Origin of the sequence: Methylobrevis pamukkalensis (assembly GCF_001720135.1) — a bacterium.
Taxonomy (GTDB): domain Bacteria; phylum Pseudomonadota; class Alphaproteobacteria; order Rhizobiales; family Pleomorphomonadaceae; genus Methylobrevis; species Methylobrevis pamukkalensis.
Genome location: NZ_MCRJ01000004.1, coordinates 17,495 through 31,211 on the forward strand (window position 1 = coordinate 17,495; position 13,717 = coordinate 31,211).

Here is a 13,717-nt window from a genome sequence, read left to right on the forward strand (position 1 = left end):
TCTCCGCTTGCCAACAGATTTGGAGGTGGCCCCGCCCGGGGTGACTTTCAAGAAGCGCGCCAATGAATTTCGCAAGGCCTCGCAACCTTCCGCAACGGCAGGATGACTCGGGAATATGGCAAGACGCGGGAGGCGTCGGCGCGCTGCAATCCGGTCCGATCGCCGGACCCGGCGTCAGTGCGCCTCGTCCCAGTTGCCGGCGGCGCGGGCATCCACCTTCAGCGGCACCCTGAGCCGGACCGCCGGCTCGGCGGCGGCCTCCATCACCGACACGATCACCGGCAGGGCGGTAGCCGCCGCCCCCTCCTCGACCTCGAAGATCAGCTCGTCGTGGACCTGCAGCAGCATGTCGGCCGCGACCCCGGCGGCAGCCAGCGCCGGCTCCATGCGGATCATCGCCCGGCGGATCACGTCGGCGGCCGAGCCCTGGATCGGCGCGTTGATCGCCGCCCGCTCCATGAAGGCGCGCATCGACGGGTTGGGGCTGGTGATCTCGGGGTAATGGGCTCTGCGGCCGAAGATCGTCTCGACGTAGCCGTTGGCCCGCGCGAAGGCCTTGGTCGATTCCATGTAGTCGCGGATGCCGGGGAAGCGCTCGAAATAGCGCTTGATGTAGTCGCCGGCCTCCTGGCGCGGGATCGACAGCTGGTTGGCGAGGCCGAAGGCGGAGATGCCGTAGATGATGCCGAAGTTGATCGCCTTGGCGCGGCGGCGGACCATCGGGTCCATCCCCGCCACCGGCACGCCGAACATTTCCGAGGCGGTCATCGCGTGGATGTCGATGCCGTCCTCGAAGGCCTGCACCAGCTGCGGGATCTCGGCGACATGAGCAAGGATGCGCAGTTCGATCTGGCTGTAGTCGGCCGAGATCAACCGGCGGCCCTTCGGCGCCACGAAGGCGGTGCGGATCTTGCGCCCCTCCTCGGTGCGGACCGGGATGTTCTGCAGGTTCGGGTCGGACGACGACAGCCGGCCGGTGGTGGTGGAGGCCAGCGAATAGGACGTGTGAACCCGGTGGGTCTCGGGGTGGACGAAGCCGGGCAGCGCGTCGGTGTAGGTGGATTTCAGCTTGGCGAGCTGGCGCCAGTCGAGGATGCGCCGCGGCAGGTCGTGGCCCTGGACGGCAAGGTCTTCCAGCACGTCGCGCCGGTGCCCCAGGCGCCGGTCTTGGTCTTCTTGCCGCCCGGCAGGCCCATCCTGTCGAACAGGATCTCGCCGAGCTGCTTGGGCGAGCCGAGGTTGAACTTCTCGCCGGCGAGCTCGTGGATCTCGGCCTCCAGCGCGCCCATCGACTGCGCGAAATCGCCCGACAGCCGCGACAGGATCTGGCGGTCGACGCTGATGCCGCGCCGCTCCATCCGCACCAGCACCGGCAGCAGCGGGCGCTCCAGCGTCTCGTAGACGACGGTGAGCCGCTCGGCGGCGAGGCGCGGCTTCAGCACCCGCCACAACCGCAGCGTCACGTCGGCGTCCTCGGCGGCATAGGCGGTCGCGCGGTCGATGTCGACGAGGTCGAAGGTGACCAGGCTGCGCCCGGAGCCGGCCACGTCCTTGTAGGGGATCGGCGTGTGGCCGAGCCAGCGGCCGGACAGTTCGTCCATGCCCTGCCCGCCCTTGCCGGCGTCGAGCGCATAGGACAGCAGCATGGTGTCGTCATAGGGCGCGACGTCGATGCCGTGGCGGACCAGGATCAGGTGGTCGTATTTGAGATTGTGCGCGACCTTCAGGACGTCCGGCGCCTCGAACAGGACCTTGAGGCGCGACAGCGCGGCGTCCATCGGGATCTGCCCTTCCGCATGACCGCCGCCGAGCAGGTCGCCTGCGCCCGAGCGGTGACCGAGCGGGATGTAGCAGGCCATGCCCGGCGCGGTGGCGAGCGAGACGCCGACGAGATCGGCGCGCATGGCGTCGAGCGAGGTGGTCTCGGTGTCGACGGCAACAACGCCGGCCGCGAAGGCCTCGGCGATCCAGGCGTCGAGGCGGTCGAGGCTGCGCACGGTCTCGTAGGCGGCGACGTCGAAGGGGATCGCGGTGGCCTCGGCAAGGCGCGCAGCGGCAAGGGCCTGGGGCGTGAGGGCGCCGTCGCCGGCCGGAGCTGCCGGGGTGGCCGCAGCGGGCGCGGACCTCTCGGCGCGCGCGGGGCGGCAGAGGCTGGGACTGGGCTGGGGCTGGGGCTGGGGCTGACGACGCAATGTCCTCGAGCGCGGCCCCCTCCGCCGCTTCCGGCGGCCAGCCCTTCACCGGGATCTCGGCGGGGGCAACGTCGGCGATCGCCGTGCCCGTCGCCTCGCCGACCCGGCGGGTGAGCGTGCCGAATTCCATGCCCTTGAGGAAGGCGATCAGCTGCTCGCCCTTGAGGCCGCGCACGGCCAGGCCGTCGATCGGCATGTCGAGCGGGGTGTCGACGTCGAGCCGCACCAGCCGCTGCGAGACGCGGGCCTGCTCGGCGAAGGCGATCAGGTTCTCGCGGCGCTTGGCCTGCTTGATCTCGCCGGCCCGCGACAACAGGGTTTCGAGGTCGCCGTATTCGAGGATGAGCTGGGCCGCGGTCTTGACGCCGATGCCCGGCACGCCCGGCACGTTGTCGACGCTGTCGCCGGCGAGCGCCTGCACGTCGACCACCTTCTCCGGCGGCACGCCGAATTTCTCCACCACCTCGTCCGGGCCGAGCCGGCGGTCCTTCATGGTGTCGAGCAGGATCACGCCCGGGCCGACCAGCTGCATCAGGTCCTTGTCGGAGGAGACGATGGTGACGTCGGCGCCGGCCTCGCGGGCATGGCGGGTGTAGGTGGCGATCAGGTCGTCGGCCTCGAAGCCGGTCTTTTCCACGCAGGCGACGTTGAAGGCCTTCACCGCCTCGCGGATCAGCGCGAACTGCGGCACGAGATCGGCGGGGGGCGGCGGGCGCTGTGCCTTGTAGGCGGGGAAGAAGTCGCTGCGGAAGGTCGGGCCGGAGGCGTCGAGGATCACGGCGAGATGGGTCGGCCTGACGCCGGCCGCGGTGTCGTCGGCCTCGCGCAGCAGCTTCCAGACCATGTTGCAGAAGCCCGCGACCGCGCCGACCGGCAGCCCGTCGGACTTGCGCGTCAGGGGCGGCAGCGCGTGGTAGGCGCGGAAGATGTAGCCCGACCCGTCGATCAGGAACACGTGGTCGCCGGGGCGGACGGGGCGGTGATGGGCGGAATCGGCAGGGGCGTCGGACATGGCGCGGACTATATCACCGGCCGGTCGGCGAGCCACCGCTTTCGCCCGCGCCGGGAGCGCCTGTCCGCACGGCAGCGTGTCCGCAATGCAGACGGCGGGCGCCCGGCCCTCGCCGCGCACCCGCCTTCCTGTCTTCGTCCGCTTTACGAGAGCCTCACTCCGCCGGCTGCAGGCCGACCGGGCGCGGTTCCTTGGTCACCTTGCGCTCGACATGCGCCCATTCCGGCCGCTTGTAGAGGAAGCCGAAGCCGATGCGCTTGGCCACCCACCACATCGCGAAGGGCACGACCACGGCCGCGATCGTCACCAGCGCCGAGATGGTGCCGACGTCGGTGATCACGCCGCTGCGCAGCAGCACCAGCCGGGCCGCGCCCATCGGCAGGAAGAAGGAGAGGTAGACCACGATCGAGTTGGCGCCGACGAAGCGCAGCAGCTTCATCAGGTCGAGACTGTCGGCGAGCTTCGCACAGAGCACGGCGACGACGATGATGGCGCCGGCGCCGGCAAAGCCGAGCAGCAGCGAGACCACCGGCAGGGTCGCGAAGTTCTGGAAGAAGGGCTCGCCGTATCTGGTGGTGTCAAAGCCGTTGAACACCAGGAGAGCGTTCACCACACCCCAGACCGCCAGATAGCCGAGCGCGGCGACGGGCTTCTCGAAGGCCTTGCGGGCCAGCTGGAACACCAGCGGCGCGGCCCAGTATCCGGCGAAGAAGTAGACGAAGCGGGCGCCGAACTCGTTGATCGCGTACCAGCCGAGCACGTTGTCCTTCGTGACGCCGAAGTCGAGGTGCGACATCTCCAGCGCGGCGGCGACGGCGAAGATGATCACCGGCGGGACGCTGCGGGTGTAACGCACGACCATCGCGAAGAAGGGCAGGATCCAGATGAACCAGAGCGTGCCGAAGGGCTGGTAGAAGATCGCCGCGACATAGTTGAGGAGCGTGCCCTGCACGCCCTCCTCGGCCACGAAGCCGGGCGCCTTCACCGCGAACTGGATGCTCAGCCAGATCAGGTAGAAGTAGAAGAAGTGGATCACCCGGCGGTCGTAGAAGACGTCCGGCCGGCGATCGACGACGCGCGAGAGGAACAGGCCGGAGATCAGGAAGAAATCCGGCATGCGGAAGGGACGGGCGAAGTCGACGACCGTCCCCATCCAGCCATGTGCCTCGGCGAGGCGTTCGACGCCTTCGACGGAATGCATCATGACCACGAAGATGATGCAGATACCCTTGGCGTAGTCGACCCAGTCGACCCGGTCCGTGCGCGCATTTTGCATGGGGAACTCCCTCGGACGCAACAGCTACGGCCTCGTATGCCGCGTCATTTGACTAAAATTATCATTTGTTTTGCGCGAACAGGAGTCGGGAAATCGTTGATCTGAAAAAAGAGTTAACAAGCAACGTCACGATACTGAGGTTTTGCTTGGTAAACTGGTTAATGGACCGGAGAGGAATACTTCGACTTGCGGACCAGGTGCTGACGCCCCTGCAACGCAGAACGGGCGCCGCGGCTTTCGCCGGGCGCCCGCCAGGGCCTTCGGTGTCGGACGGCGCGTTCAGCGCGCCGCGGCGACCGTCTGTTCGGGCGGCGGAACGCGGTTCCACCAGCCGCCGCCGAGCGCCTGGAACAGGGCGGCGGTGTCGGCAAAGCGCGCGGCCTGGGCGCTCACGAGGTTGAGCCGCGCCGACTGGTAGGTCTGCTGGGCGGTAAGGAGGTTCAGGTAGGCGACAGCCCCGGCCTGGAACTGCTCGCGGGTCAGCTCGAGGCTGGCGGCGGCGGCATCGTGGGCGGCGAGCGAGGCGCGCAGGGCGTCGGCGTCCGACTGCAGCGCCCGGATCGCGTCGGCGACCTCCTGGAAGGCGGAGAGCACCGTGCTGCGATACTGGGCGGCCGCGGCCTCATAGGCCGCTTCCGCCGCCTTGCGCCGGTGGAACAGCGTGCCGCCGTCGAAGATCGGCTGGGTGAGGCCCGCGCCGATGCTCCACACGCCCCCGCTGTCGGTCAGGAGCTTGTTGAGCTTCTGCGAGGAGGCGCCGAGATCGGCGGTGATGCTGAACTGCGGCAGCTGGTTGGCGATCGCCACGCCGACCTCGGCGCTGGCCGCATGCAGGGTGGCCTCGGCGGCGCGCACGTCGGGCCGCTGGGCGACCAACTGCGAGGGCACGCTGAGCGGCAGGCGGCGCGGCAGCTTGAGGTCCGACAGGCGGAAGCTGGCGCCGATCTCGGCGTTGGGGAAGCGGCCGATCAGCACCGCGAGCTGGTTGCGCTGCTGGGCGAGCGCCTTTTCAAGCGGCGGCAGGGTGGCGCGGGTCTGGGCCAGCGTCGACTGCTGCGACAGCACGTCGGCGCGGGCACCGGCGCCGAGCCGCACCTGCTCCTCAAGGAGGTTGAGCGCGTCCTGCTGCGAGCGGAGAATCTCGTTGGTGGCCGAGATCTGCTCGCGCAGCGAGGCTTCCTGCACCGCGGCGGTGACGACGTTGGCCGTCAGCGCCAGATAGGTCGCCTCGAGCTGGTAGCGCTGGAACTCGGCCTGCGCCTCCAGCGACTCGATCGACCGGCGCGTGCCGCCGAAGACGTCGAGGGCGTAGGTGACGCTGACACCGGCGCTGAAGAGATTGTAGATCGACTTGCCGCTCGAATTGCTCTGGGTCTGCTGGCGCGAGGCATTGGTCGACCCGTCGACCGCGGGCAGGAGCGCGCCGCCGGCGGCAAGGGTGTTTTCCTGGGCCTGGCGCAGGGTCGCCTGGGCGGCGGCGACGTCCGGGCTGGCGGCCATTGCCGTCTCGACCAGCCGCGACAGCTTCTTGGAGCCGTACATCTCCCACCAGCGGCCCGGCACGTCCTGGCCGGAGACGAAGGCCTGGGCCGTGCCGCCCATGGTGGAGGCCGAGGCGGTGGACTTCGGGTTTCCGCCCTGGACGTAACCGGCGTCGGCGTCGAGCGCCGGACGGGCGAAATCGGGGCCGACCGAGCAGCCGGCGAGCAACAGGCCGAGGGCCGGAACGGCGATCGCGGCGACACGGCGGAGGCCGGACGGCCGCAACGGGCGGACCGAGGAAGAAGACATACCGGACAAGTTGACCCCCGTGAGGCTTACCAGACGACAGGACGGGCACAGGCGCACCGGATCGGCGACGCGCGCGTGCAATGCAGCATCCGTCGTGCTTGATTTTGGAAACTAAATGGTTTCCTAATTTCGTCAAGCAGCGGATTGTAAGCGGCTGTCACACGGTGTCGTGGCTGCCACGCGGGGCGACCGGCCGCCGGTCCCGCCCGGCGCGCGATCCCGTCATTCCCGCGCCTCTGGTGTAAGTCAAAGGCCGCGGTGGCGCGAGATCACAAATCGTTGATCCTCCGTGTCGGGCCCGGAATCGCGGTGAGCGCCTGTCGCTTTTCGTCCGCGGTGTGGCCCAACGGAAACAGGAGAGGCCCGATGACGACCCCCGGCCGTGGCCGTGGCCGCCCGCCCCGACTCAGCCCCGAGCAGCGCCACGACCTGATCCTCGGCGCGGCGGCCGACGTCTTCGCCGAGACCGGCTATGCCGCCGCCGCGATGGACGAGATCGCCCGCCGCGCCGGCATGTCGAAGAAGACGCTCTATGCGCTTTATGCCGGCAAGGAGGCGCTGTTTGCCGCCATGGTCGAGGCGCGCGTCGAGCGCCTGTTTTCCGCCGTTCCGGCCGATGCCTGCGCCGGCCCGCCGGCCGTGGCCCTCACCGGCCTGCTCGGCCGGCTGGCGGAGGCGATCTGCGACGGGCAGTCGCTGTGCCTCCTGCGGGTGGTGGTGGCGGAAACCGGCGCGCACCCCGAACTCGGCCGGATCTTCCTTGCGGCGGGGCCGACCCGGGTGCGCACCGCGGTGGCCGACTTCCTGCGCCGGCAGCAGGAGGCCGGGCTGCTGCGGCCGCACGATCCGGATCTGGTCGCCCGACTTCTGCTCGACATGGCGCTCGGCAACCCCTTGTTCCGCCTGCTCGACCCGGACGGGCAGACCAGCGCGGCCGCCGAGATCGCCCGGCGGATTCCCGCCACCGTCGAGATCTTCATCAGCGGCCTTGCAGCCTCTCCGCCGCCCACCGCGCCGCCCCTCGCGCCGGGCGCCGCCACCGGGACCGCTGGACCGGCGCCCGCCGATCGGCGATAGGTGGACGACCTTCACCTTCCCGAACGGGCCGAGCCGTCATGCTGGACCAGGAGCGCCCACCGACCGCCTTCGCCGGGCAGATTCCCGGCCTCGTCTGGATCTATCGCTTCGATGCCGACGGCACCGGACAGGCGCTCCACGACTGCCCGCCGGCGCAGGTGAGCGTGCCGGACGACGGCTTCCTCTGGCTGCATCTGTCGCTGGCCGACGCGCGGCTGCCGGCGTTCCTCGCCCGGCTGCCGCTGCCCGAGGCGGCGCTGACGACGCTGGTCTCGCGCGACCGCCACACCGGACTCCAGGCCGACGAGGGCGTCGTCCACGGCACCCTGCCCGATTTCGAGACCCGCTTCGACGCCCGCCGGACGAGGCGCCGACGATTGCCCGCTTCCACATGGCGCTCGGCGACCGGCTGGTGGTGACGACGCGGCACCAGCCGCTGCTGTCCTTTTCCATGGTGCGCGCCGACATCGACCGCGGCCGGCGCGTCGCCCGTCCCTCGGCCCTGTTCACCGCGCTGATGGACGCCTTCCAGCGGCGGGCCGAGCGGCTCAACGACCGGCTGACCAACGAGCTCGACCTGATCGAGGACCGGATCTTCGACGGCCGGGCCACCGAGGAAAACGGCGATCTCGGCGAGATCCGCCGCCAGATCCTGCTCGCCCACCGCAACCTGCGCTCCGCCTCGGCGCTGGTCGACCGTTTCGACGAGGAGGACGAGGCCGAGTTGCCGGAGGGCACGGCGGCGGCGGCCGCGCGGATCGGCCGGCAGATGCAGGCGCTCGACATCGACGTCTGCGCGCTGCAGGACCGGGCGCGGCTGATCCACGACGAGATCGATTCCCGGCGCGCGGCCGAGATGAACCGGCTGCTGTTCGTGCTGTCGCTGATGTCCTGCCTGCTGCTGCCGCCGACGCTGGTCACCGGCTTCTTCGGCATGAACACCGGCGGCATGCCGTTCGCCGAGATGGCCCACGGCACGCTCTATGCCGCCGCGCTGGGCGTCGGCGTCACCGGCGGCATCGCCTGGATGATGGCCCGCGCGGGGTGCTCGGATTCGGTCGCCGCAAGCGATGAGCCCGGGCCGGAACCGCAGCATGCCCGGACCAATCATTTCCGCCGCGGCGGAACAGACGGCCCGCGCCATGACAGACGGTCTCATCGACGCGGTGTGGTAAAAGCCCCTAAAGAGAGCCCCGAGTTTCACCCTGACGAGCCCGCCCTCGATGTCCGACACCGCCGCGCCGCGCACGCCGACGAGCACCGCCGTTCCTGTCGACCTCGTCGCCGCGGTGGTTGCCGCAAGCGAGACCGAGCCGCGCGTGCTGGTGGTGCGGCGCGGACCGCGCCCCGGCCTGCCCTCCGGGCCGCTGGAAACCGGGCACCGCACGCTCGACCAGGGCCTGCGCGGCTGGGTGGAGCGGCAGACCGACCAGCGGCTCGGCCATGTGGAGCAGCTCTACACCTTCGGCGACGTCGGCCGCCATGAGGAGCAGTCCGCCCGGGCGCTGTCGGTCGCCTATCTGGCGCTGGCGCGCGAGGCACGGCCGGCCGGCGAGGCCGATGCCGCCTGGCAGGACTGGTATCACTTCTTTCCCTGGGAGGACTGGCGCGACGGCCGGCCGCGGATCGCCGCCGAGCTCGAGGCCGGGCTCGACGCCTGGATCGAGGGCACGTCGTCGGCGAGCCTGCGCCGCAGCCGCCGCGAGCGGCGGATGCTGGTGTTTTCCGGCGACGGGGCGGGCTGGATCGACGACCGGGTGCTGGAGCGCTACGAACTGCTCTACGAGGCCGGTCTCGTCGAGGAAGGCCGGCGCGGGGCGGCCGCCAGCGGGGCGGCGATCGGCGATGTCGCCGCCGCCTTCACCGCCGGCACGGCCATGGCCTTCGACCATCGCCGCATCCTCGCCACCGCGATCGGCCGGCTGCGCAGCAAGATCAAGTACCGGCCGGTGGTGTTCGAGCTGATGCCGGAGAGCTTCACGCTGCTGCAGCTGCAGCGCACCGTGGAGGCGCTGTCCGGCGTGCGCCTGCACAAGCAGAATTTCCGCCGCCTCGTCGAAAGCCAGGGCCTGATCGAGGAAACCGGCCAGACCACGGCGGAAACCGGCGGCCGGCCGGCCCGGCTGGTCCGGTTCCGGCGCGAGGTGCTGCTGGAGCGCCCCGCGCCGGGCCTGCGCATGGCCGGGCTGCGACCCGGAGGATGAGGGAAGATCGGCGTCAGCCGATCGCCTGCCGCAGTCCCGGCAGCCGCGCGATCACCAGCACGTCGAGCGCCAGCACCGCGATCAGCGTGAGGCCCGTGAGCGGGAAGAGCATCGACACCGCCAGCATCAGCGCCATCGCGCCCTTCCACATCGGCAGGCTGTCGGGCACCGGCGGGGCGACGAGGCGGGCGACCCCCGCCGGCCGGCGCTTCCACCACATCACCAGGCCGCTCGCCGACAGGAACACCACCGACAGGCAGAAGACCGTGACCAGCGCCACGTTCCAGGCGCCAAGATCGCCCTCGTGGAAGGCGACGCCGACGGCCATCGCCCTGGCCGGAACTGCGTAGTCGCCGTAGCCGACATCCGCGAGCACCTTGCCGGTGAAACGGTCGAGATGGACGGTGCGGTCCGAGGTCGGGTCGGCGCTGTCGTTGCTCATCGAATCGCGCGAGATCGTCCAGACGCCGGTCTCGCCCGACGGCATGTTGACCTGCATCCGGCCGGCAAAGCCGCTCGCACGGGCAAAGTCGACCACCGCCTGCAGGTCGACCGGGACGCCGTCGGCGATGCCGGGCGCGCCCGCCTGCGACCCGGAGGCCGGCATCGGCGTCTGCTCGAGGCCCCAGGGCACCTGCTTGGTGCCGTGGTTCATCGCGGCGTGGGTGGCGTCCGACAGGGGCACGTTGTCCCACTTTTCCGCCGGAAAGGTGCTCCAGGCCTGGGTGAACTTCTCGCCCCACACGCCCGACCACGACAGGCCCGACAGCAGGAAGACGACGAGGATCGCCGACATCCACGCCCCGACCACGCCGTGCAGCGACTTCCACAGCGGCCGTCCGCGAGCCGCAAAGTCCGGCACCAGCATGCGCAAGACGCCGTGCCGGCCGCGCGGCCACCACAGATAGAGGCCGGTGACGACCAGCACGACGGCAAAGCCGGCGGCGATCTCGATCAGCCGGTCACCGAGGGTGCCGAGCATCAGCGTGCCATGGACGTCGGAGGCAAAGTCGTACCAGCCGCTGCGGCGGGGCCAGTCGCCGAGCACGGTCCCGGCATAGGGGTCGACGGCGACCATCACCGCCTCGCCGGCCCGGTCGATCTGGAAGATCGCGGCGCCCTCGGCCGCGCGCGGGGCGATGTAGCGCACGACTGGCGCCTGCGGGAAGGCGGTGGTCACCGCCTGCATCTGCGCGGACACCGCCAGCGGCGAGCCGGCAGCCGCGACGGTGAAGGCGTTTTCCCCGTCGCGGCCGTCCAGCACCGAGGTCCACAGCATGACGAGGCCGGTGAGGGCGAGGACGACGAGGAAGGGGACGACATAGAGCCCGGCGTAGAAGTGCCAGCGCCAGGCGGCAAAGTAGAACGGGCCGGTGGCGCCGCGCCGGACTGCGGAAGACGGGGACGCGGAAGGAGGAGGCGGAGGAATGGTGATGTCGGTCATGATCGAAAGCTCATGAAAAGGGCGCGAGACGGCGGCCGGCGCGGACGATGCGCCAGAGACACGGGCACCCGGTCAGCGGGCGCGGGCTCGCATGCGGAAGGGATCGCCGGCGGGCCGGCGAGGGGACATCGGGACGGATCGTGCGGCGCAGGTGGCGTCAGGTAGCGGTCGGCATGGCCGGACGTGTGCCGGTCAGGCCGATCGGCGGACGCAACCGCAGGTCCGGCTTCAGGGCGTGTGGGCGCCGTGGCCGGAATGGTCGCCATGGCCGGAGTGGTCGCCGTGGCCCGAATGGTCCAGCGGCGCCGCGTCGCCGGATGCACCGGCAGTTGCGCCGGCCGGGGCACGGGCGCCCATGGCCTCGACCTTCCATTCCACCTCGACGGTGCCGGCCTTCTCGAAGAGAAGCGTGCCCTTCACCTTCTCGTCCCGGGCGAGGCCCCGCCTGAGGCCGGTGAACATGATGTGGAAGGAGCCGGGCTTGAGTTCCGTCTCCGTGCCGGCGGGAAGCGCGAGGCCATCCGGCAGGTGGCGCATCTTCATGACGCCGTCGGTGGTCGACATCTCGTGGATCTCGACCTTGTCAGCGAACTCCGCGGTGCCGCCGACGAGGCGGTCCGGCGTGGATCCATGGTTCTTCACCACGAGAAAGCCGCCGGCGACCGCCGCGCCCGCGGGCGTCGCGCGGGTCCAGGGATGGGCGATCTCGAGATCGCCCGCCTTGTAGTCGTGGGCGGCGGCCGGCACGGCCAAGGGGGCAAGGGCGAGCAGGCCGCAGAACAGGGCGGCGCGCAGGCGAAAGGCGGCCGGCAGAGATGCGGCCTTGGCATGAAAGTGGGTCATTTGGGATCGTCCGTCCTGGCCGGAGGCCCCGGCCGTCTGGCGGCGGAGGTCCGGATGTCTGTCACCGAAAGCGAACCGCGCGTCCGCCGGTCCGCGTTGAGGCGGAAACCGGACGGCGGCGGCGTCAGGCAGACACGGACGGCGGGGCGCGCGAGCGGACCGGGCTGCGCTCGGGCGGCGCGCGCGGCAGGATCTCGTGGACGGCAAAGACGGCAAGGACCGCGGCCCGCCCACGCGGCAGCGCCGTGCGCACCGGGTCGGCGTTGCTGGCGGCGAGCGAGGGCGCCACGCAGAGAATGCAGCAGATGTCGCCCTGCTGGCTCGTTCCCGCAGGATCGGAGGGCGTGCCGGCGTCGCGCTGGCAGAGCACGCCGACGAGACTGCCCGCGCCGTGGACCGGCGAGACCGCATAGACCGGCAGCACCGACTGCAGCACGAGGACATAGGCGGCGATCATCGCCACCCAGATCCGGACTGCCTGCCGTGCGATGGTCCCGCCAGTCATGCGAAGCGACGTCCCGTTGTCATCCGCGTCCCAGAAAGACGCGGCCGGCGTGAGGCGCCGCCGCTGGTATCCGGGCGGCGCGAAGGTCCAACGCTCTAGCACGACGTCCGTCACCGGCCAAGCGGGGACGAGGACGAGCTGTCCGCGCGCTGCGCCCGCCGCGGTCATTCTTCCTTGACAGCCCCTTATGCTCAGACTAAGCATAAGAGCCGGCTTTGGTTCGGCTTCTTTTTGTCCCCCCTAATGCTCAGACTGAGCATATGAGGTTGCCATGCAGAATGCAGCGCTCCGGACCGCCGAATTTCCCCGCCCCGACCTCTATGCGCGGGTGCGTCACCATGTGACGCCGATGGAATGGCCGGCCATGGCCGAGGACATCGCGGCGATCGAACGGCTGAAGCGGACGCGCGGGGCGATCGTGCTCGCCCACAATTACCAGACGCCGGAAATCTTCCACACCGTCTCCGACATCGTCGGCGACAGCCTCGCGCTGGCGCGCGAGGCGGCGAAGACCGATGCCGACGTGATCGTGGTGGCCGGCGTGCATTTCATGGCCGAGACCGCCAAGCTGCTGAACCCTGACAAGACTGTGCTGATCCCCGATTCGCGCGCCGGCTGCTCGCTCGCCGAATCGATCACGCCCGCCGACGTGCGCGCCCTGCGGCTCGCCCATCCCGGCGTGCCGGTGATCACCTATGTGAACACCTCCGCGGCGCTCAAGGCCGAGACCGACATCTGCTGCACCTCCGGCAACGCGCTGAAGGTGGTGGAGTCGCTCGGCGTTCCGAAGGTGATCATGGTGCCCGACGAATATCTCGCGAGGAACATCGCGGCGCAGACCGACGTCGAGATCATCACCTGGGGCGGCCACTGCGAGGTGCACGAGCGCTTCTCGGTCGCCGACATCGCCGAGATCCGCGCCGCCTATGGCGACGTGACGGTGATCGCCCATCCCGAGTGCCCGCCGGAGGTGGTGGCCGCCTCGGACTTTGCCGGCTCGACCGCCGAGATGATCGGCTTCGTCGACACGCGCCGCCCGACCCGCGTCGCGCTCGTGACCGAATGCTCGATGGCCGACAATGTGGCCGTGCACTATCCCGAGGTCGACTTCGTGCGGCCCTGCAATCTCTGCCCGCACATGAAGCGCATCACGCTCAGCGGCATCCGCCGCGCGCTGGAAACCATGGGCGAGGAAGTGACGATCGACCCGGCGATCGCCGCTGCGGCGCGCCGCTCGGTCGAGCGCATGCTCGCGATCGGCTGACCGCCATGGCCGACATCCGCGCCCTTGATCGGGCCCTCGACCGGGCCCCAGACCGGGCGATCGTGGTCGGCGGCGGGGTCGCGGGCCTTGCCACGGCGCTCGCGCTCGC

The 13,717-nt window shown here is 70.4% G+C and carries 9 protein-coding genes and 2 pseudogenes; 5 read left to right on the plus strand and 6 right to left on the minus strand.

All coding sequences use genetic code 11. The features are described 5' to 3' along the window. Positions 1 to 174: 174 nt before the first annotated feature. The 3 genes and pseudogenes from polA to A6302_RS01550 form a co-directional block, all read right to left on the minus strand. Positions 175 to 3,204 (minus strand): annotated as a pseudogene (gene polA, locus A6302_RS23395) (DNA polymerase I). Positions 3,205 to 3,358: 154 nt separating this feature from the next. Then, positions 3,359 to 4,480 carry an acyltransferase family protein gene (locus A6302_RS01545; RefSeq protein ID WP_069305565.1) on the minus strand — a complete coding sequence of 374 codons (1,122 nt, stop codon included), beginning with the start codon at positions 4,478 to 4,480 and terminating at the stop codon, positions 3,359 to 3,361. A gap of 279 nt (positions 4,481 to 4,759) precedes the next feature. Then, positions 4,760 to 6,271, minus strand: a complete 1,512-nt coding sequence (locus A6302_RS01550) for an efflux transporter outer membrane subunit (RefSeq protein WP_083255400.1) — start codon at positions 6,269 to 6,271, stop codon at positions 4,760 to 4,762. A gap of 366 nt (positions 6,272 to 6,637) precedes the next feature. Between A6302_RS01550 and A6302_RS01555 the strand changes: the two genes are divergently transcribed. The 4 genes and pseudogenes from A6302_RS01555 to A6302_RS01565 all read left to right on the plus strand — a co-directional run bounded on the left by A6302_RS01555 (position 6,638) and on the right by A6302_RS01565 (position 9,552). Beyond that, a complete protein-coding gene (locus A6302_RS01555) occupies positions 6,638 to 7,348 on the plus strand; it encodes a TetR/AcrR family transcriptional regulator (RefSeq protein ID WP_069305567.1) in 711 nt (236 codons plus the stop codon). A 38-nt stretch (positions 7,349 to 7,386) separates the two neighbouring features. Next, positions 7,387 to 7,767, plus strand: a complete 381-nt coding sequence (locus A6302_RS22590) for a hypothetical protein (protein ID WP_069305568.1) — start codon at positions 7,387 to 7,389, stop codon at positions 7,765 to 7,767. Then, positions 7,740 to 8,327 (plus strand): annotated as a pseudogene (locus tag A6302_RS23885) (CorA family divalent cation transporter); the annotation flags it as partial. The gene A6302_RS22590 and the pseudogene A6302_RS23885, both read left to right, overlap by 28 nt. Before the next feature lie 244 nt (positions 8,328 to 8,571). Continuing rightward, positions 8,572 to 9,552 (plus strand): NUDIX hydrolase, encoded by a 981-nt coding sequence (locus tag A6302_RS01565; RefSeq protein ID WP_069305569.1) that lies wholly within the window; start codon positions 8,572 to 8,574, stop codon positions 9,550 to 9,552. Between the two features lie 13 nt (positions 9,553 to 9,565). Here the strand turns inward: A6302_RS01565 and A6302_RS01570 are convergent, their stop codons facing one another. The 3 genes from A6302_RS01570 to A6302_RS01580 all read right to left on the minus strand — a co-directional run bounded on the left by A6302_RS01570 (position 9,566) and on the right by A6302_RS01580 (position 12,344). Further along, entirely contained in the window at positions 9,566 to 10,996 is a 1,431-nt protein-coding gene (locus tag A6302_RS01570; protein WP_069305570.1) for a PepSY-associated TM helix domain-containing protein, read from the minus strand. Between the two features lie 228 nt (positions 10,997 to 11,224). After that, positions 11,225 to 11,839: a copper chaperone PCu(A)C gene (locus A6302_RS01575; RefSeq protein ID WP_069305571.1), complete on the minus strand. Its 615-nt coding sequence runs from the start codon at positions 11,837 to 11,839 to the stop codon at positions 11,225 to 11,227. Between the two features lie 124 nt (positions 11,840 to 11,963). Then, a complete protein-coding gene (locus A6302_RS01580; RefSeq protein WP_141703359.1) occupies positions 11,964 to 12,344 on the minus strand; it encodes a DUF2946 family protein in 381 nt (126 codons plus the stop codon). Between the two features lie 271 nt (positions 12,345 to 12,615). On the opposite strand from A6302_RS01580, the gene nadA reads away from it, so the two are divergent. Next, positions 12,616 to 13,608 (plus strand): quinolinate synthase NadA, encoded by a 993-nt coding sequence (nadA, locus tag A6302_RS01585; RefSeq protein WP_069305573.1) that lies wholly within the window; start codon positions 12,616 to 12,618, stop codon positions 13,606 to 13,608. The last annotated feature ends 109 nt before the right edge of the window (positions 13,609 to 13,717 follow it).

Bases quoted from the DNA above. Each gene is read 5' to 3' on its own strand.
- A6302_RS01545 (WP_069305565.1), bottom strand. From the start codon at position 4,480: ATGCAAAATGCGCGCACGGACCGGGTCGACTGGGTCGACTACGCCAAG.
- A6302_RS01550 (WP_083255400.1), bottom strand. From the start codon at position 6,271: ATGTCTTCTTCCTCGGTCCGCCCGTTGCGGCCGTCCGGCCTCCGCCGT.
- A6302_RS01555 (WP_069305567.1), top strand. From the start codon at position 6,638: ATGACGACCCCCGGCCGTGGCCGTGGCCGCCCGCCCCGACTCAGCCCC.
- A6302_RS22590 (WP_069305568.1), top strand. From the start codon at position 7,387: ATGCTGGACCAGGAGCGCCCACCGACCGCCTTCGCCGGGCAGATTCCC.
- A6302_RS01565 (WP_069305569.1), top strand. From the start codon at position 8,572: ATGTCCGACACCGCCGCGCCGCGCACGCCGACGAGCACCGCCGTTCCT.
- A6302_RS01570 (WP_069305570.1), bottom strand. From the start codon at position 10,996: ATGACCGACATCACCATTCCTCCGCCTCCTCCTTCCGCGTCCCCGTCT.
- A6302_RS01575 (WP_069305571.1), bottom strand. From the start codon at position 11,839: ATGACCCACTTTCATGCCAAGGCCGCATCTCTGCCGGCCGCCTTTCGC.
- A6302_RS01580 (WP_141703359.1), bottom strand. From the start codon at position 12,344: ATGACTGGCGGGACCATCGCACGGCAGGCAGTCCGGATCTGGGTGGCG.
- nadA (WP_069305573.1), top strand. From the start codon at position 12,616: ATGCAGAATGCAGCGCTCCGGACCGCCGAATTTCCCCGCCCCGACCTC.